Source organism: Sphingomonas sp. LY29 (assembly GCF_035593985.1).
In the GTDB taxonomy this organism is placed as follows: domain Bacteria; phylum Pseudomonadota; class Alphaproteobacteria; order Sphingomonadales; family Sphingomonadaceae; genus Sphingomicrobium.
Map to the genome: position 1 here is coordinate 1,338,671 of NZ_CP141587.1, position 17,635 is coordinate 1,356,305.

General features: G+C 65.1%; 16 protein-coding genes. 8 read left to right on the forward strand and 8 right to left on the reverse strand.

Annotation, left to right across the window (positions count from 1 at the left end):
- Window positions 1-5 precede the first annotated feature (5 nt).
- The 6 genes from SH584_RS06740 to thrS form a co-directional block, all read right to left on the reverse strand.
- A complete protein-coding gene (locus SH584_RS06740) occupies window positions 6-2,948 on the reverse strand; it encodes a TonB-dependent receptor (protein ID WP_324805756.1) in 2,943 nt (980 codons plus the stop codon).
- A gap of 199 nt (window positions 2,949-3,147) precedes the next feature.
- Window positions 3,148-3,666: a translation initiation factor IF-3 gene (infC, locus tag SH584_RS06745; protein WP_322841954.1), complete on the reverse strand. Its 519-nt coding sequence runs from the start codon at window positions 3,664-3,666 to the stop codon at window positions 3,148-3,150.
- A gap of 138 nt (window positions 3,667-3,804) precedes the next feature.
- On the reverse strand, window positions 3,805-3,975 hold the full coding sequence (locus SH584_RS06750) for a DUF2474 domain-containing protein (RefSeq protein WP_416385172.1): 171 nt from the start codon (window positions 3,973-3,975) through the stop codon (window positions 3,805-3,807).
- Window positions 3,920-4,924 carry a cytochrome d ubiquinol oxidase subunit II gene (gene cydB, locus SH584_RS06755; RefSeq protein ID WP_322841953.1) on the reverse strand — a complete coding sequence of 335 codons (1,005 nt, stop codon included), beginning with the start codon at window positions 4,922-4,924 and terminating at the stop codon, window positions 3,920-3,922. The genes SH584_RS06750 and cydB overlap by 56 nt, the downstream gene beginning before the upstream one ends.
- Window positions 4,921-6,384, reverse strand: coding sequence for a cytochrome ubiquinol oxidase subunit I (locus SH584_RS06760; RefSeq protein WP_324805759.1), 1,464 nt, complete (start codon window positions 6,382-6,384; stop codon window positions 4,921-4,923). Before SH584_RS06760 ends, cydB begins: the two co-directional genes overlap by 4 nt.
- A 17-nt stretch (window positions 6,385-6,401) precedes the next feature.
- Window positions 6,402-8,435 (reverse strand): threonine--tRNA ligase, encoded by a 2,034-nt coding sequence (gene thrS / locus SH584_RS06765; RefSeq protein ID WP_324805761.1) that lies wholly within the window; start codon window positions 8,433-8,435, stop codon window positions 6,402-6,404.
- Between the two features lie 86 nt (window positions 8,436-8,521).
- Here thrS and SH584_RS06770 point away from each other — a divergent pair, with 86 nt between their 5' ends.
- Window positions 8,522-9,427, forward strand: coding sequence for a glycosyltransferase family 2 protein (locus SH584_RS06770; protein ID WP_324805763.1), 906 nt, complete (start codon window positions 8,522-8,524; stop codon window positions 9,425-9,427).
- A gap of 2 nt (window positions 9,428-9,429) precedes the next feature.
- Here SH584_RS06770 and SH584_RS06775 read toward each other — a convergent pair whose 3' ends face one another.
- Window positions 9,430-10,449 (reverse strand): glycosyltransferase, encoded by a 1,020-nt coding sequence (locus SH584_RS06775; protein ID WP_324805765.1) that lies wholly within the window; start codon window positions 10,447-10,449, stop codon window positions 9,430-9,432.
- A gap of 152 nt (window positions 10,450-10,601) precedes the next feature.
- On the opposite strand from SH584_RS06775, the gene SH584_RS06780 reads away from it, so the two are divergent.
- Genes SH584_RS06780 through SH584_RS06810 form a run of 7 tightly spaced genes read left to right on the forward strand, consistent with a single transcriptional unit; the run spans window position 10,602 to window position 15,860 of the window.
- Window positions 10,602-11,687: a YjgN family protein gene (locus tag SH584_RS06780; RefSeq protein WP_324805767.1), complete on the forward strand. Its 1,086-nt coding sequence runs from the start codon at window positions 10,602-10,604 to the stop codon at window positions 11,685-11,687.
- Between the two features lie 4 nt (window positions 11,688-11,691).
- The gene (locus SH584_RS06785) at window positions 11,692-12,753 is read left to right on the forward strand and encodes a M48 family metallopeptidase (RefSeq protein WP_324805770.1); all 1,062 of its coding nucleotides are present in this window, start codon (window positions 11,692-11,694) and stop codon (window positions 12,751-12,753) included.
- A gap of 32 nt (window positions 12,754-12,785) precedes the next feature.
- Window positions 12,786-13,556, forward strand: coding sequence for an alpha/beta hydrolase (locus SH584_RS06790; protein ID WP_324805772.1), 771 nt, complete (start codon window positions 12,786-12,788; stop codon window positions 13,554-13,556).
- Window positions 13,553-14,239 (forward strand): tetratricopeptide repeat protein, encoded by a 687-nt coding sequence (locus SH584_RS06795; RefSeq protein WP_324805774.1) that lies wholly within the window; start codon window positions 13,553-13,555, stop codon window positions 14,237-14,239. The genes SH584_RS06790 and SH584_RS06795 overlap by 4 nt, the downstream gene beginning before the upstream one ends.
- On the forward strand, window positions 14,236-14,649 hold the full coding sequence (locus SH584_RS06800) for a VOC family protein (RefSeq protein ID WP_322841944.1): 414 nt from the start codon (window positions 14,236-14,238) through the stop codon (window positions 14,647-14,649). Before SH584_RS06795 ends, SH584_RS06800 begins: the two co-directional genes overlap by 4 nt.
- Before the next feature lies 1 nt (window position 14,650).
- Window positions 14,651-15,397, forward strand: a complete 747-nt coding sequence (gene gloB, locus SH584_RS06805; RefSeq protein ID WP_324805776.1) for a hydroxyacylglutathione hydrolase — start codon at window positions 14,651-14,653, stop codon at window positions 15,395-15,397.
- 58 nt (window positions 15,398-15,455) lie between these two features.
- Window positions 15,456-15,860, forward strand: coding sequence for a hypothetical protein (locus SH584_RS06810; protein ID WP_322841942.1), 405 nt, complete (start codon window positions 15,456-15,458; stop codon window positions 15,858-15,860).
- On the opposite strand, the gene SH584_RS06815 is transcribed toward SH584_RS06810, so the two are convergent.
- Entirely contained in the window at window positions 15,861-17,633 is a 1,773-nt protein-coding gene (locus SH584_RS06815; protein ID WP_324805778.1) for an AMP-dependent synthetase/ligase, read from the reverse strand.
- Window positions 17,634-17,635 lie beyond the last annotated feature (2 nt).

Genomic DNA, 17,635 nt, shown 5'->3' on the forward strand with positions numbered 1-17,635 from the left:
GGCCGTCAGCCGCGCTCGGGTGCCGGCGGCGGCGGCGGCGGCGGCGGCGGGGCCGGCGGCGGCGGGCACACGTCGGTCGCCAGGATCACCGACCCGTCCGGGCAGGTCTGCGTGGCCGGCGGCGGCGGGGGAGGCGGCGGGGCCGGCTCCAGCGCCGGCATGGGCGGCGGTGCGGCGAACTTCGCGCGGAAGGTCAGGCCGTAGGTGCGCGGTTCGCCAAGGAAGGCGCCGAACAGCTGGGTCGAGCGCGGGTAGAAGCCCTGCTGGACGCCGCGGATCGTGCCCGAGCCCTGCAGCGGCGCGTCGAAGGCGACCTGCAGGAAGTCCTTGTTGAACACGTTGTTGGCCCACAGTTCGACCGCCCACATGTTGTCCGGACCGCGGACGCCGACGCGGGCGTTGACGACGGTGAACGCCTTCTGGACCTTTTCGATGTCCAAATCCGAACCGGTGTTGAAGCGGCTCATGTAGCGACCATCGACGTAGAACAGGCCCTTGAGGCCGCTCGACCCGATCGGCGGTGTCCACGACAGCGATGCCGTGCCCGAATATTTGGTCGAGTTGGACATGCGACGACCCGACAGCTGGAACAGCTGCGGCGACAGCGCTTCGCCATCCGCGCCGACCAGATCGGTGCGATACTTGGTGTTGGCGAAAACGCCGCCCAGGTTGAGGTTCACGTTGGGCAGCGGACGGCTGAAGATTTCGACTTCGACGCCGGTCGAACGGACGCCGTTGCGAACCTTGCCCGTACAGGCGCCGGTCAGCGCGCTGTTGTCGGTGTCGGCGCCGTTAAGGTCGTCCGAGCAGCTGTTCACATTCTCGACTTCGAAGGCGATGCCGTTGAAGGTGTTGAGCTGGAAATCGCCGAACGATTGGCGGAAGGCCGCGACGTTCACGTCGATCGCGCGACCGTTATACTTCGCGCCCAGTTCGAACGCGTCGTTGATTTCCGGATCGAACTTCAGCGCGTCGAGGTCGGCCGTCGGAAGGATCAGGCCGTTCTGCGTCGCACCCGAGCGCGGCAACGGTGCGCGATCGAGGTTGAAGCCGCCTGCCTTGTAGCCACGCGAATAGCTGGCGTAGGTCAGGATCTGATCGGTCGGCTTGTAGCTGAGCACCACGGTGCCCGACAGCTTGCCTTCCTTCTTCTTCGACGAGTCGCTCCACACGCCGCCCGGGACGCTGGGAACGACGCACGGGATCTGCTGCAGCGCGGTCAGCGCCGGAACGCCCGCGAACAACTGACATAGCGTATTGTTGTCGGTCAGCGTCGCGTCGAGCTTCTTGGTTTCACGCGTGTAGCGCGCACCAAGCGTCAGCTTGAGGCCGTCGGTGATCTCGAAGATGTTGTGCGTGAACAGCGCGAAATTCTTGCTGCGCTGGTCGAAGAGATCGTCGGTGACGACGTTGAAGCCGCGTGCCCCTGCGCCCGAGGCGATCGAGAGGTTGGTGAAGCCCGAGTTGGTAAAGGTCGGAGCGGCAAACACGCCGAGGCGCGCGAACGCCGACAAGGCAGTCGCATTCGCACCGACGAACGGCAGCAAGGCGCCGGCCACCGCTGGGTTGAAGCAGGTCGGGTTGGCCGGATTGACCAGCGCCGCCTGACCGGTCAGCCCGGCGAAGTTGTTGGCGACGAGGCAGTTGGCGAACCGGCTGTAGTCGTTTCCGAACGTCAGATTGTCGCGAACCGTCAGCTTCTCGTTGGCGTAGTAGCCACCGACGAGCCAGTCGAGACGACCCCCGAATGCTTCGCCCTGAAGGCGAAGTTCCTGGGTGAACGTCTTGAAGCGGTTGAACGCCCCGCCATTGTCGTCGCGGACGAGGATGTCGAGGTTGTTGAAGTCGGCGTCCTGGCCGCGGATATACTTGTTGTAGCGATAGGCGGTGATCGAGGTCAGCTCCGCGCCACCGAAGTCATAGACCAGCTCGCCCGACAGGCCATAATCCTTGACGTCCGAACGGAAGCTGCGGCCCGGCGTGATCGACACGTCGCGTTCGAAGGTATCGTCGTTGATGATCGCACCGAGCCCACGCTCGATCGCCGCGATCGACGACGGCTGCTCACCGGCGGCCGTAAAGTCGCTGGCGGGGAGATAGGGGGCGGCGCAGCATTCCTCGTCACGCTTCGAGAAGTCGCCGATCAGGCGGAACGACAGGTCGCTGTTCGGTTCGAACAGCAGCTGGCCGCGAAGCAGGTAGCGGTCGCGGTTGTTGACGTCGCGGCCCGAGATGACGTCTTCGAGGAAGCCGTCGCGCTTCATGTAAATGCCGTCGACCCGCGCGGCGATCGTGTCGGTGATCGGTCCGGTCAGCGACAGTTCGGCGCGGCGCATGTTGTAGTTGCCGATGGTCAACTCGCCCGACACTTCGGTGCGGAACTTCGGCTTGGCGGTGATGATCGAGATCAGACCCGCCGAGGCGTTGCGGCCGAACAGTGTGCCCTGCGGCCCGCGAAGGACTTCGACGCGGTCGATCTGGCCAAGCTCGGTCAGGCCGACGCCGATGCGGCTGCGATAGACGCCGTCGATGAACACCGCGACCGAGCTTTCGAGGCCGGGGTTGTCACCGACCGTGCCCACGCCGCGAATACGTGCGCCGCCCGCTCCGGCTTCCGACGAGGTCGAGGACACCAGCAGCGACGGCGAAACCTGCGTCAGCTGGCGGATGTCGCTTGCGCCCGAATTCTGAAGCGTTTCGGCAGTGACCGCGCTGACGGCCAGCGGAACGTCCGACAGCGCTTCGTTACGGCGCGTCGCCGTCACGACGATGTCGTTCGAGTCAGTGGCTGGCTGCGTGGCGGCCGGCTGATTGTCGACAGCCGCGGCCTCGGCCGTGGCGCCGTCGGTCGGCTGGGCGGTGGTGCCGTCAGTGTCGGTCTGTTGCGCGTAGGCGGGCGTCGCCAGGGCGAACAGGCCGGCGGACAACAGCCAAGTGGACTTGCGCATGAAATCTCTCCCCCGTTTTTACGTTCTTATTTGGGAAGAGAATTAATCGACCCCGCGCCCTTAGGAAAGCGAGGTGAGCGTTGCACCCGCGAAATAGCGCCCTCTGCGGCCCGAAAGACACATGACGCATTGCAGCAACAAAAAGGCGCGGCTGCCGTAACGGCAATCCGCGCCTTCATGAACCCGATTGGTTCGGAGCCTATTTGGGCGAAATCACCATCAGCATCTGCCGGCCTTCCATGCGCGGATGCTGTTCGACCTTCGCCTTTTCGGCCGTGTCTTCGGCCACGCGCTGGAGCACGGCCATGCCGAGCTGATTATGCGCCATTTCGCGACCGCGGAAGCGCAGGGTGAGTTTCACCTTGTCGCCTTCTTCCAGGAACTCGAAGACCTTTTTCATCTTGGTCTGATAATCATGGTCATCGATATTCGGACGCATCTTGATCTCTTTGATCTCCTGCGTCTTCTGGCGCTTGCGCTGCTCGTTGGCCTTTTTCTGCGCTTCATATTTAAAGCGGCCGATGTCGAGGAACTTGGCGACGGGCGGATCGGCGCCCGGGCTGATCTCGACCAGGTCGAGGCCCACGCCGGCGGCTTGCTCGATCGCTTCGCGCGTATACATCACGCCCAGATTCTCGCCATTTTCGTCGATCACGCGCACCTTCGGCACGTTGATGAACTGATTATAGCGGGGGCCGGACAGGACCGGCGGCGCCATGGAACGGCGCGGATGGGGCGGTGGTATAACTTCGTCTCCTAATGTTTGCGTGAGCGCGACTTAGGTGTTTTGGGTGCTTTTGAAAAGGCGGGAGCCTAGTTCGGCCGCGTTTTCGTCATGCGATGTGGCGCGGCGGCGTCATGACAGCCACCATCGGATCGCCATCGCGACCGCGCCAAGCACCGCGACCGAGGCCGCCCAGATCGCGGCCATCCACGCCAGCCGCCGCCACAGCGGCGCCGGGGCGGGGTCGTCAATGATAGCCTTCCTCCACCTTCCCGCGGAATACCCAATAGGCCCAGGCGGTATAGCCGAGGATGATCGGCATGATGATGACCGTTCCGATGAGCATGAAAACCTGGCTACGTTCGGGCGCGGCGGCCTGCCAGATCGTCACGCTGTCGGGGATGACATAGGGCCACATGCTGATCCCAAGCCCGATCATGCCGAGCGCGAACAGCCCGAGCGCTAGGAGAAAGGGGCGGTAACGCCGCTTCTTCGACAGCGAGCGGAGCAGCGCGAAGAAGATCACCCCGGTCAGCAGCGGCACCTGCGCCGCAAACAGGATGTTGGGCATTTCGAACCAGCGGTCCCAATATTGGCGAAACAGGAACGGCGTCGCCAAGCTGACCGCCGCCATCAGCGCCAGCGTGGCGATCGCCGCCTTCCACGCCAGCGAATAGGCATGATCTTCCGCGCGGCCGGTGACCTTCATCGCCAGGAAGGTCGACCCGAGCAGCGCGTAGCCCGCGACCGTGCCAAGCCCGGTCAGCAACGAGTAGGGGGACAACCAGTCGAGCCAGCCGCCGCCATAAGCGCGGCCGTCGACGTCGATCCCCTGCAGCAACGCGCCAAGGATCATTCCCTGCGACATTGCCGCGACCAGCGATCCGGCAAAAAAGGAGAAGTCCCAGAACCGCTCGTGCCGCGGATCGCGCCAGCGGAATTCGAACGCGACCCCTCGAAATACCAGCCCGAGCAGCATCGCGATGATCAGCGGATAGGTCGCAGGCAGGATGATTGCGTAGGCCAGCGGAAAGGCCGCGAGCAATCCGCCCCCGCCGAGCACCAGCCACGTTTCGTTACCGTCCCACACCGGCGCGATGGCGTTCATCGCCTGGCTGCGCTCTTCGCCCGCCTTGAACGTCGGGAAGAGGATGCCGATGCCGAGGTCGAAGCCGTCCATCACGACGTACATGAAGACCGCGAAGGCAATGATGAACGCCCAGACGGCGGCGAGATCGAGGTCGGGCATCATGAGTGCGACTCCCCCGCCCCGTCGTCATCCGGCAGTCGCTCCCCGCCCTGCTCGCGCGTCGGGTTCTGGGTCGGTCCCGGGGTGATCCCGGCGGTGCGCAGCGGTCCGCCTTCGATCCCTTCGATCCCGCTTTCGCCCGGATGCGGCGGGTGCGACATCAGCTTCAAGATGTACCAGGTGCCGATCCCGAACACCGCGAAATAGACGACGACGAACGCCGCAAGCGAGGCGGCCACCGCGGGCGCGGCTAGAGGACTGACGCTGTCGGCAGTGCGGAGCAGGCCGTAAACGGTGAACGGCTGACGTCCGACCTCGGTCGTGATCCACCCCGCGATCACCGCGACGAAGCCCGACGGCCCCATCAACAGCGCGGCGCGATGAAGAAGCGGCCAGTCGTAGAGCCGCCGCCGGGTCCGCGCGAGCAGGCTCCACGCGCCCAGCCCGAGCATCAGGAAGCCGATCCCGACCATGATGCGGAATGACCAGAAGACGATCGACACCGGCGGCTGGTCTTCGTCCGGGATGGTATCTAGTCCGGCCAGCGGCGCGTCTGGATCATGCTTCAGGATCAGGCTCGACGCCTTGGGGATCCCGATCGCATAGTCGAGTCGCTGCTCCTTTTCGTTGGGAATGCCGAACAGGTAGAGCGGCGCGCCGTTGGGGTGGCTTTCGTAATGCCCCTCCATCGCCATCACCTTGGCGGGCTGATGCTCGAGCGTGTTGAGGCCGTGCATGTCGCCGGCAAAGATCTGGATCGGGGCGACCAGCGCCGCCATCCACATCGCCATCGAGAACATCGTCTTCACCGCGTCGGTGGCGTGGCCCCTCAGCAGGTGCCACGCCCCGACCGCGCCGACGACGAAGGCGGTCGTCAGGTAGGCCGCGATGACGGTGTGGACGAGCCGGTAAGGGAAGCTGGGATTGAAGATGATCGCCGACCAGCTCGGCCCGGGCAGAAAGCGGCCGTCGGGCGACATGATGTGTCCGGTCGGCGTCTGCATCCAGCTGTTGACGCTCAAGATCCAGAAGGCCGAGATGAAGGTACCGATCGCGACCATCAGCGTCGCCGCGAAGTGCAGCCGCTTGCCGACCTTTTTCATCCCGAACAGCATCACGCCGAGGAACCCGGCTTCAAGGAAGAAGGCGGTCAGCACCTCGTACGCCATCAGCGGCCCGATCACCCCGCCGGCCTTGTCGGAAAAGACCGACCAGTTGGTCCCGAACTGGTAGGACATGACGATCCCGCTGACGACGCCCATCGCGAACGCCACCGCGAAAATTTTCAGCCAATATTTGAACAGGTCGAGGTAGTAGGCCTTCCCGGTCTTGAGCCACAGCGCCTCAAGCACCGCGAGGTAGCTCGCCAGCCCGATCGAAAAGGCTGGGAAGATGAAGTGGAAGCTGACCGTGAACGCGAACTGGATCCGCGCAAGCGTGAGGGCGGATGGCAGAAAGTCCATGGTTCCGCCCTCCCCGATCAGCCGCGCTTCAGGTCGGGCGGGACCGCCTCGGCCGTCATCATTGCCACCGCCTCGTCGAAGCTCATGACCTTCTGGTGCTCGTCGCTGCCGAGACGGCGGATGGCGACGGTGCCTTCCTCGGCCTCGCGCTTGCCGACCACGAGAAGAAGCGGAACCTTGGCCAGGCTATGCTCGCGCACCTTGTAGTTGATCTTCTCGTTGCGAAGATCGGCCTCGGCGCGGAGACCCGCCGCCTTGAGCTTCTCGACCACTTCGTTGGCGTAGCCGTCGGCATCGCTGACGATCGTCGCTACCACCGCCTGCACCGGCGACAGCCACAGCGGGAAGCGGCCCGCATGATGCTCGATCAGGATGCCGATGAAGCGCTCGAACGTGCCCAGGATCGCTCGGTGGAGCATGACCGGGCGGTGCCGCTCGCCATCCTCGCCAACGTAGGAGGCGTCGAGCCGCTCGGGCAGCACGGTGTCGGTCTGGATCGTGCCCACCTGCCACGTCCGCCCGATCGCGTCGGTCAGGTGAAATTCCAGCTTCGGCGCGTAGAAGGCACCCTCGCCCGGCAACTCTTCCCAGCCATAGGCGTCGGTGTCGCGCCCTGCCGCCTTGACCGCATCGCGAAGACTCTGCTCGGACCAGTCCCACATCTCGTCGGAGCCGAAGCGCTTGTCGGGACGAAGCGCGAGCTTGATCGCGTAGGAATCGAAGCCGAGATCGCGGTACACACTGTCGAGCAGGTCGCAGAACTGCTTTACCTCCTCGATCAACTGGTCTTCGCGGCAGAAGATGTGCGCGTCGTCCTGCGTGAACTGGCGAACGCGCATAATGCCGTGCAGCGCGCCATGCGGCTCGTTGCGGTGGCAGCAGCCGAATTCGGCCATGCGCAGCGGCAGGTCGCGATAGCTGGTGATGCCCTGCTTGAAGATCAGGACGTGCGCCGGGCAGTTCATCGGCTTCAGCGCCATCAGGTCGGCATCGCCCGACAGCACCGGACCGTCATCCTCGCCTTCTTCGTCTGAAACTTGGGGAATCTCGTCTGGGACGACGAACATATTCTCGCGATACTTGCCCCAGTGGCCGCTCTTCTCCCACTGCCGCGCGTCCATCAGCTGCGGGGTCTTCACTTCCTGGTAGCCCGCGGCGTCGAGCCGCCGGCGCATGTAGCTTTCCAGTTGGCGCCACAGCAGGAAGCCTTTCGGATGCCAGAACACGCTGCCGTGCGCCTCGGCCTGCAGGTGGAACAGGTCCATTTCCTGCCCGATCTTGCGGTGGTCGCGCTTGGCGGCCTCCTCCAACCGGACGAGATGCTCGGCCAACTGCTTCTTGTTGAGCCACGCGGTGCCGTAGATGCGGCTCAGCATCGGCTTCGACTGGTCGCCGCGCCAATAAGCCCCCGACACGCGCGTCAACTTGAACGCCTGCGGGTCGAGCTTCCCGGTCGAGGCGAGGTGCGGCCCGCGGCACAGGTCCATCCACGCCTCGTCGCCCTTGCCCGAGCGATACATGGTGATCGCTTCGCCTTGCGGCAGCTCCATCACCCACTCGGCCTTGAAGCTTTCGCCCGTGCGCTCGAAGAAGGCGCGGACGTCCTCGCGGGTCCATTCCTCGCGGATGAGCGGCTCGTCGGCGGCAATGACGTCGCGCATCGCCTGCTCGATCGCAGGCAAATCCTCGTCGGTGAAGGGACCACGCTCGGCGGTCGGCGCGAAGTCGTAATAGAAACCGTCGTCGGTGGCCGGGCCGAAGGTGATCTGCGTGCCCGGATAAAGCTTCTGCACCGCCTCGGCGAGGACGTGGGCGAAATCGTGGCGAACCAGTTCGAGCGCGTCCTTTTCGTCGCGCGAGGTGACCAGCGCGAGCTGGCTATCGCCCTCGAACGGCCGGTTGAGGTCGCGAAGCTCGCCATCGACTCGCGCCGCCAGCGCCGCCTTGGCGAGGCCGGGTCCGATCGCCGCGGCGACATCGGCCGGAGTCGACCCTTCGGGCATTTCGCGAACCGAGCCGTCGGGAAGGGCGATCTTGAACATCTGGGACATGGGCTCGCCTCTAGCGGGACGCGGGGCGCCGCTCAACCTCGGCTTGCGAGGCCAAGGGTGGAATGCCAGAATGGCGTCGCTTTTCGATGCCCGCACCCGCCGCCCCCGCCATTTCCGTGGTCATGCCCGCCTTCAACCGCGCCGGCGTGATCGAACGCGCGGTGCAAAGCGTGCTCGACCAGGAGTTTGGCGACTTCGAACTGGTGGTCGTGGACGACGGATCCAGTGACGGCACGGTCGCCGCGGTCGAGGCATTCACCGACCCGCGCATCCGCTTGATCCGTCTTGAAACTAACGCCGGTGGCAATGCCGCGCGCAATCGCGGCATCCGCGAGGCCCGTGCGCCACTGATCGCCTTTCTCGACAGCGATGATTATTATTTGCCCGAAAAGCTGCGGTTCGTGATCGACTTCTTCGCCGCCCGGCCGGCAGTCGACGTGCTGATCGACAGCTTCCTGAAGGTCTATCCGGACGGAAGTGGCCGACCCGACAAGCCCCGCCCCAATCCGGTCACCGACAACAATGAAGCGCTGCTGGCGGCGTTGTTCACCCGGAAAATCTATAAGGCGACGCCGGGAATCAATTGCCGCCGCGACGCCGCGATCCGCGCCGGCCTGTTCGACGAGACGCTCAAGCGCCGCCAGGATTTCGACTTCATCGTTCGGTTGGCCGAGGTCGCGCGCTGCGCCAGCAGCGATCGGATCCTGTGGGTGAAGACCAATTCCCCCGACGCCATCTCGGCGAATATCGACGGCTTTCCGGCAGCGATCCTCGCCTTCCACGATCGGCATCCCGCCTATCTCGACCATCCGCAGTATCGCGCGGGATTCGCGCTCGACCTAGCGCGACACTTCAACCGCCTGCTGGCAAGGGCTCGGTTCCGCGACATGGTGCGCGATGCGCGGCCCTTCGCCGCTCGCCTCGGTGGAGCCCGCTTCGCAACGATGCTTGCAAGCGGCTTCGGCCAGCTGATCCGCCGACGTTTCGCCTGAACTCAGGTTGCCGCGGCCAAGATGGCCGGAGCGGGTAGGGGTTCGTAGCGGCGGACGACGATGCTTCCCGCCTGCGCGACGAACTTGGTCGTGAAATAAGCGAGCGCGACCACCATCGCCGCTGGCCGCTGCCACACCGGCAGGCCAACGCGGCCACCCTTCTTCACGATGTTGCGCCACGCCCGAACGACCTTGCTCGCATAGTGGCGAAGCGCGATCTCGAAACGGCGAAGCTTGCTCTTCGAATCAAGGTGGTAGGCCTGGAAATCGCCGTCCATCCCACTCGTCCACGCGCGCCAGGCAAGGAACTTGTAGCCCGGATGCGGCGCATGGATCGCGGTGGCATCGGAGGTGCGAACATAGACGTGCCCGTCAGCGAGCAAACCCTTGATCCAGAACACGCACTGCTTCTTGAACGCCCCGGTGAGTTCGGGGAACGGGTGTGCGCAGAAGAAATCGGTGCGGACCGCGCAATTGTTGACGTGGATCGTCCGGCGCTTGGCACTCTTCTCCGTCTCGTCGATCAGGTCGAAGATCCAGCTGAGCGCCATCGTCCGCGACAGGAAATCCTCATACCCAAGCACCGTCACGCCGCCGACGACTTTGACCTCGGAATCGGCGAAGGGCGCGAGCAGCGCGGCGAGCCAGCCCGGCTGCGGCGCCGCGTCGCTGTCGATCATCACGCACAGGTCGGTCGTGGCTTTCGACACGCCGTAATTCTTGAGGCGGTAATAGGTCAGGCCCTCGGTCGCCTCGACCTCGATGTCCGCGACCTCACGCAGTTGCGGCGCGATGTCGTCGATCGTGCGATCGATCGCGTCCGCGGCGACTGCGCCCTTGTCATACAGATAAAGCACCCGCGGCCGCGCCGCGATGCGCCCCTCGACGCTCGCCAGTTCACGCGCGAGCGCGGACATGGCCTTGCCGGTCCACTCGTCCTCGACATCGATGGCATTCTCCCACTCGATGATCAGGGTCACGGCAGGAAGCATCGCTGGCGCGTTTGAAAGTGAAGCGTTCATGTCCGTCATCTAATGCGATCCCCGCGACTTCTCAACTTGCACGGGCGTAGCCCGGGCATCTTGCGAACCGATAGATTTGCCCCTGAATCGAAGGGCTTTTAAATTGCCGCCTTCCCGCTAGTCTCCGTCGCCGGGGAGTAGGGGGCGTAATCATGGATGCGGTGACGAGTGGCAGCGGCGGCGCGCGGGCGATCGCCTTTACGGGCACGTGGCGGGAGTATTTGCCCATCGCCGCGACCAACGTCCTGCTGACGATCGTCACGCTTGGTATCTATCGGTTCTGGGCGACCGCACGGCAGCGTCGCTATCTGTGGAGCCGGACCGAAGTCATCGGTGACCGCCTGGAGTGGAGCGGCACGGGCAAGGAGATGTTCGTCGGCTTCCTGATCGTGATGGCGATCCTGCTGCCGTTCTTCCTGTTCGTCCAGTTCCTGTTTCCGGCGCTGATCGCGCGCGGCAAGGAAACCGCGGCGGTCGGCATCTTCTCTCTCTTCTACATGGGGCTGATCTACCTTGGCGGCTTCGCCCGCTTCCGTGCGCTTCGCTATCGCCTGTCGCGCACCTGGTGGCGCGGCATCCGCGGCGGCAGCGATGAGCCGGGCTGGAATTATGGCGGCGAGTATCTCGGCCGGATGGCCCTCACGCTCATGACCTTGTTCATCGTCTGGCCGTGGGCGGCGACGCGTTTGTGGAACGGCCGCTGGAACCACATGAGCTTCGGCCCCCTCGCCTTTCGCACCAATCTCGACGCCGACGGGCTTAAGCGTCGCTGGGCGGCGGTCTATCTGGTTCCCATCGCGGCAATGGTCGTCATGATGTTGCTGGCCATTCCGGTGGGCGCATCGATCGTGGGCGGAAGCGAAGAAGCCAGCCCAGGATTGATGGTCCTTCTTGGCGCGGTCTTCCTGCTGTTCTACCTCATCATCCCGCTGATGACGCTGCACTGGTACGCCAAATTCTACCGGAAAGCGGCGGACAGCCTATCGCTCGGCGGGCTCGAATTCGGGTTCGACGCACGCACCCGCGACTGGTTGAAGCTATTCCTCGGCAACATCGCGCTGGCGGTGGTCACGCTCGGCTTCGGGCTTGCCTTCTGGGGCTATCGCAACTGGTCATTCATGGTGCGTCACATGCACTTGTACGGCGAGGTCAACGTCAGCGACCTGACCCAGTCGTCGACCCATGCACCGGGCGAGGCCGAGGGGCTGGCCGACGCGTTCGATATCGGCGCGATCTGACCCGATGAGCCGAGGCATTTACTATGACGGCGTCACAGCCGAGCGGCACGAGGTATCGGTCGCGGCAACCGACGGCACGCTGTCGCTGACGGGTTCCGGAATTTCACCAATCGACGTACCCGCCTCCGAATTGCAGACGATGGAGACGGAAAAGGACCGGACGCTACTCGGTCGCGCGGGTCATCCGGGGTGGCGGCTGACGCTGCAGCAGCCGATCGATCCGACCGTCGCGTCCCTACTACCCCGCCCCGGCCGGTATGGCGGGTTCATCGATCGAGTCGGTCTGCCCCGGGCAACTGCGGTGCTTGCAGGCGTGGCGGCCGTCGTGCTGTTCGTCGGTTATTCGGCGCCGGCATGGCTCGCGCCAATCGTTCCCGAAAGCTGGGAGCGCAACCTCGGCACCGCGATCGTCGGCGACTTCGGCGACAATGCCTGCCGCAGCCCCGCCGCCGCCCGCGCTCTCGAAGCAATGGCCGCACGCATCGAGCCCGACCGCGGGACCCGCGCACCCATTCCGATGACCCTGATCGACGTCGGTATCTTCAACGCCGCCGCGCTTCCCGGAGGCCAGGTCGTGATCTTCGATGGCGCGCTCAAGGAAACGCCCAATCCCGACGCCATGGCCGGCGTTCTGGCGCATGAGATCGCGCACGTCCGTCGCCGCCACGTCACCCAGGCGCTGATCCGCGAACTCGGCATCGGTGCGCTGATCCGCCTGTTCGCGGGCGACATCGGCGCCAACGCGCAGCAAATCGTGTCGCTCAACTATACCCGCGCCAACGAGAATGAGGCCGACGCCGACGCGCTCGTCGCGCTTCAGCGAGCGAGCATCGATCCGCGCCCGACCGCTGCGCTGTTCACCAAGCTGGGCAAGGATTCGGGCGGGTTCGATTCGGTCGAATGGCTCAACAGCCATCCGCGAAGCGCCGACCGGGCGAAACGATTCGCGGCGGCGTGGAAGAGCAATGCTCGGTATACGCCGGTCCTGTCCGCCGCCGACTATCGCGCGATCCGCGTGACCTGCCCGGAGAAGCGCCGCGCCGAGCGCGAGGCCGAGAAAGAATAGCAACGTCGGTCCACGGGCGGTAAGGCGCGCCCATGACACCACCAGACATCGCCGCCGTCCCGCTCGCCTATTTCGATCCGGGTGACGGCCGCCGCATCGCCTATCGCTTGCGCGCCGCCGCCGACGGCCAGCCGACCGTGCTGTTCCTGCCCGGCTATGCCTCGGACATGGAAGGGGCGAAGGCGGAAGCGATCGACGCCGCCTGCGCAACGCGGGGCATCGGCTGCCTACGGCTCGACTATTCGGGCACGGGGTCGTCGGGCGGCGACTTTGCTGACGGCACCCTCGCCCGCTGGCTCGACGAAGTCTTGGCCGCGATCGACATGCTGACCGAGGGTCCGCTGATCGTGGCCGGTTCGTCGATGGGCGGCTGGCTTGCCATTCATGCCGCGATGCGCCGCCCCGATCGCGTGCGCGCGCTGCTGGGCATCGCCGCCGCGCCCGACTTCACCGACTGGGGCTTCACCGCCGAGGAGAAGCAGACGCTGTCGGACAACGGGCGACTGGAAAAAGCCAACCCATACGGCGACCAGCCCCAAGTGACGCACCTCGGCTTCTGGCAGTCCGGGGCTGCGCACCGCCTGCTTTACTCGCCGATCGACCTCGTCCTGCCGATCCGCCTTGTCCACGGCGACCAAGATACCGATGTTCCCGTTGGAGTACCGCTCAAGCTGATCGAGGACCTGCGTTCATCCGATGTCCAGCTTCGCCTGATCAAGGGGGGCGGACATCGCCTGAGCGAGCCGCATGAGATCCACGCGATCCTGACCGAGCTCCTGGCCTTGGTGGAGATAGCCCGATGATCAGTTTCACCCCCTTGTTCGCCGCGGCCGCGGTTGCCTCGGCGCCGTGTCCGGCGGACCAGACCCCGCCCGCGCACGTTTGTCGCGCGCTCGAAGCGCAAGCCGCTGGCAATCCCGCCGATGGCGCCGCTCGCTTCGAACAAGCCGCCGCTGCCTCGCCAGCGGGTGACCCCGCCCAGTCGCGCATGCTCGCGGCGGCAGGCAATCTGTGGATTTCGGCGGGCCAGCCGGGCAAGGCCGCGATCGCTCTCGACCGTGCGCTCGTCGGAACGGGACTGAAGGCCGAGCAGCACGGCCTTGCCTTGCTCGACCGCGCCCGCGCGGCCGAGGCGCAGGGCGACCTGAAGACCGCACGCACCAAGGTCACCGAGGCCGCCAAGACGATCGCCGAAGACCCTTATCTGTGGTTCTTCTCGGCCGCGCTCGCGATCCGCGAGGACGACATCCCGACGGCCCAGTCGGCCATCGCCCGTGCGCTGCGCATGGCGCCGGATTCACCAGAGATCATGTTCGAGGCGGGGCATGTCGCGCAGGCGGCCGGGGATCCCAAGACCGCCCGTGAGCATTGGCAGCGGGCAATGGCGGCGGATCCGAAGGGAAAGGCCGGGCAATCGGCGCGTGACGCGCTGGCGATGCTCGACGTCCCGATCACCGTCGCGCCGGCTTCGAAGGACAGCAAATGACCAAATATCTCCACACCATGATCCGCGTGTCGGATCCCGACGCGACCATCGCCTTCTTCAAGTTGATCGGCCTGGAAGAGCGCCGGCGGATGGAGCGTCCCGAGGGCAAGTACACCCTCATCTTCCTCGGTGCGCCGGGGGACGAGGGTGAGGTTGAATTGACCCACAATTGGGGCGAAAGCGGCTACGAAGGCGGACGGAATTTTGGACACCTCGCCTATCGCGTCGACGACATCTACGACACGTGCCAGCGGCTGATGGATGCCGGCGTGACGATCAATCGCCCGCCGCGCGATGGCCACATGGCCTTCGTCCGGTCGCCCGACGGTATCTCGGTCGAGCTGCTGCAGAAGGGCCATCTCGAGCCGGCCGAGCCGTGGGCGTCGATGCCCAACACGGGCAGCTGGTAGGATGACTGGCGCCGGGCAGCATGGGGACCTGCACGTCGTCGCGGTCCCGGCGTTCCAGGATAATTACATTTGGCTGGTGCACGACACAACGAGCGGCGAGACGGCAGTTGTCGATCCGGGTGACGCCGCGCCGGTGCTGGCCGAGGCCGAGCGGCGCGGATGGACGCTTGGCCAAGTGCTCAACACGCACTGGCATCCCGACCACACCGGCGGCAACCTGGCGGTCAAGGAGGCGATGAGCTCAACCATTTCCGGCCCCGCTGCCGAAAAGGAGCGTACGCCCGGGGTCGATCGTCTGCTCAAGGACGGCGATACGGTCCGGATCGGTAATAACACCGGCGACGTGATCGAAGTGCCCGGCCACACGCTCGGTCATGTCGCTTATGTCTTCCGCGAGGCGGGGATCGCCTTCGTCGGCGACACGATGTTCGTCATGGGCTGCGGGCGGCTGTTCGAAGGCACGCCGGCGCAGATGAATGCGTCGCTGCAAAGGATCGCCGCGCTGCCGCCCGAGACGGTGCTCTACTGCGCGCACGAATATTCACTGTCGAACGCGCGCTTCGCCGCACACGCGTTTCCCGACGATGCCGCTATCGCTTCACGGCTGGAGCAGATCGAGCAGGCGCGAGCGGAGGGGCGATCGACGGTCCCGACGACGGTGGCGGAGGAGCGCGCGACCAACCCATTCCTGCGCGCCCGCGACAACGATCATTTCGCCGAACTCCGCGCCGCTAAGGATCGATTCTAACGCGCCGCGGGTTTCATACCCGTGCTATGATGCCGCCCGGATCGAGAGGGGAATGTTGATGACCCGCACCATCGTCTCGCTGCTTTGCCTTGGCGCGCTCGCGTCCTGCTCTACCGCGCCCGCCCCCGAGGCGCGCAGCCCGCGCGCGGTGCGCGAACTGGCGGACGCGCTGCAGGGCCGCGTCGCCGGACCGCCGGTGCGCTGCCTGCCCAACCATCGCACCGCGCGGATGGAAGTGATCGACGATTTCACCATCCTCTATCGCGACGGCCGCACCACCTATGTCCAGAACCCGGTCGGCGGTTGCCGAGGATTGTCGAATGGCGGCTACACGCTCGTCGTCAGGCAGTATGGGATCGCGCAGAGTTGCGAGGGCGACATCAACCAGCTGATCGATCTTCGTAGCGGGTCGTACGGCGGCAATTGCCAGTTCGGCCCGTTCATTCCCTATCGGAATCCCTGATCAGCGTTTGAACAGCGCGTCTAGTCGCTCCCCGTAGGCAGCCGCGATGACATGGCGGCGGATTTTCATCGACGGCGTCAGTTGCTCATTCTCGACCGTGAACGCGGCGTCGGCCTGGACGAAGCGGCGCACCTTTTCGATCACCGACAGCTCGGCGTTGACCCGGTCGACCGCCTTGCCGAGAGCCTTGGCGAGGCCAGCGTCGTCTCCGCGGTAGGTGGCGGCAAATTCAGGATCGGGGACCAAAAGCGCGACGAGGTGTGGTCGCCGGTCGCCGTAGACCATCGCCTGCGCGATCTCGGGTTGAAGGGTCAGCATTCCCTCGACCCGCTGCGGCGCGACATTGTCGCCCTTGTCGTTGACGATCAGGTCCTTCTTGCGATCGGTGATGACTATCCGGCCCTTCTTGTCGAGGTGACCGACATCACCCGTTCCCAGCCAGCCGTTGACCAGCACGCGCGCGCTTTCTTCAGGGTTTTGCCAGTAACCGTGCATCACCTGCTCGCCGCGCACCATGATTTCGCCGTCGTCGGCGATGCGGACTTCGGTGTTCTTCAGCGGCGGGCCGACCGTCTCCATGCGGATCCCGGCCGACGGTCGATTGCAGCTGATGACCGGCCCCGCTTCGGTCTGGCCGTAGCCCTGCAGTAGCGGCAGCCCCATCGCCTGGAAGAACAGCCCGACGTCGAGATTGAGCGGCGCACCGCCCGACACCATCGCCTTCATCCGCCCACCGAAGCGCCCGCGCACCTTCTTGCGCAGCGTGACTGCCAGCAGACCGTCCATCGGCAAGTCCCACGGACGTGACTTGCCGCCGTAGCGCTTGCCCTCGATCGAAAGCGCGCGGCCCATCAGATATTTCGGAAGGCCGCCGTCCTTGTCGATCGTCTTCATGATCTTGGCACGAAGCATTTCGAACAGACGCGGCACGACAACCATGATCGTCGGCCGCACTTCCTCAATATTCGCGGCGAGCTTCTCGAGGCTCTCGGCATAATAAATCTGCGCACCGAGCGCGATCGGGAAATATTGCCCGCCCGAATGCTCATAGGCATGGCTGGCGGGCAGGAACGACAGGAACACCTCGTCGTCCCAGCCGAAATCGTTGGCGATGACATCGGTACAGCCTTCGACATTGTGCAGGATCATCCCGTGATGCTGCATCACCCCGCGCGGCGCGCCGCCGGTGCCGCTGGTGTAGATCAGGCAGGCAAGATCGCTGCGTCCGACCGTCGCCACCCGCTCCTCCAGCGCGCCGATGTCGGCGCCGCCCGACACGAAGTCGGCCCAGTGGTGAAATTCGGCGACGTCGAGCGACTGGCCGGTGATGATGTCGTCGATCGAAATGATGTGGCGGCATTGGGAGGCGAACAGGACCGCCGGGACCAACGTGCGCGCCAGTTTCTGGGTCGAGACGATGACCGCGCTTGCGCCGCTGTTATTCAGGATATGCTGATGATCGCGCGTCGTGTTCGTGGTGTAAGTCGGTACCGTCACGCAGCCCGCGGCCATGATGCCGAGGTCGGCAATCAGCCATTCGGGGCGGTTCTCCGACACAAGCATGACACGGTCGCCGGGCTTCAGGCCGATTCGCTTCAGGCTGTCAGCCAGCGCCGCCACCTGACGGGCGGCTTCCGAATAGCTGATCGAGTTCCACGCGCCGCCGCGCTTGCTCCACAGAAACGGCGCGTCGCCCATTTCGCGCGCGCGTGTCAGGAACATCGTCACCAGATTGGGGAACGGCTCGAGCTGCTTGCGCGAACGGGCGGCCATCA

Excerpts from the sequence above, each read along its gene's own strand:
- SH584_RS06740 (WP_324805756.1), bottom strand. The coding sequence starts at position 2,948 with ATGCGCAAGTCCACTTGGCTGTTGTCCGCCGGCCTGTTCGCCCTGGCG.
- infC (WP_322841954.1), bottom strand. The coding sequence starts at position 3,666 with ATGGCGCCGCCGGTCCTGTCCGGCCCCCGCTATAATCAGTTCATCAAC.
- cydB (WP_322841953.1), bottom strand. The coding sequence starts at position 4,924 with ATGATGCCCGACCTCGATCTCGCCGCCGTCTGGGCGTTCATCATTGCC.
- SH584_RS06760 (WP_324805759.1), bottom strand. The coding sequence starts at position 6,384 with ATGGACTTTCTGCCATCCGCCCTCACGCTTGCGCGGATCCAGTTCGCG.
- thrS (WP_324805761.1), bottom strand. The coding sequence starts at position 8,435 with ATGTCCCAGATGTTCAAGATCGCCCTTCCCGACGGCTCGGTTCGCGAA.
- SH584_RS06770 (WP_324805763.1), top strand. The coding sequence starts at position 8,522 with ATGCCCGCACCCGCCGCCCCCGCCATTTCCGTGGTCATGCCCGCCTTC.
- SH584_RS06775 (WP_324805765.1), bottom strand. The coding sequence starts at position 10,449 with ATGAACGCTTCACTTTCAAACGCGCCAGCGATGCTTCCTGCCGTGACC.
- SH584_RS06780 (WP_324805767.1), top strand. The coding sequence starts at position 10,602 with ATGGATGCGGTGACGAGTGGCAGCGGCGGCGCGCGGGCGATCGCCTTT.
- SH584_RS06785 (WP_324805770.1), top strand. The coding sequence starts at position 11,692 with ATGAGCCGAGGCATTTACTATGACGGCGTCACAGCCGAGCGGCACGAG.
- SH584_RS06790 (WP_324805772.1), top strand. The coding sequence starts at position 12,786 with ATGACACCACCAGACATCGCCGCCGTCCCGCTCGCCTATTTCGATCCG.
- SH584_RS06795 (WP_324805774.1), top strand. The coding sequence starts at position 13,553 with ATGATCAGTTTCACCCCCTTGTTCGCCGCGGCCGCGGTTGCCTCGGCG.
- SH584_RS06800 (WP_322841944.1), top strand. The coding sequence starts at position 14,236 with ATGACCAAATATCTCCACACCATGATCCGCGTGTCGGATCCCGACGCG.
- gloB (WP_324805776.1), top strand. The coding sequence starts at position 14,651 with ATGACTGGCGCCGGGCAGCATGGGGACCTGCACGTCGTCGCGGTCCCG.
- SH584_RS06810 (WP_322841942.1), top strand. The coding sequence starts at position 15,456 with ATGACCCGCACCATCGTCTCGCTGCTTTGCCTTGGCGCGCTCGCGTCC.
- SH584_RS06815 (WP_324805778.1), bottom strand. The coding sequence starts at position 17,633 with ATGGCCGCCCGTTCGCGCAAGCAGCTCGAGCCGTTCCCCAATCTGGTG.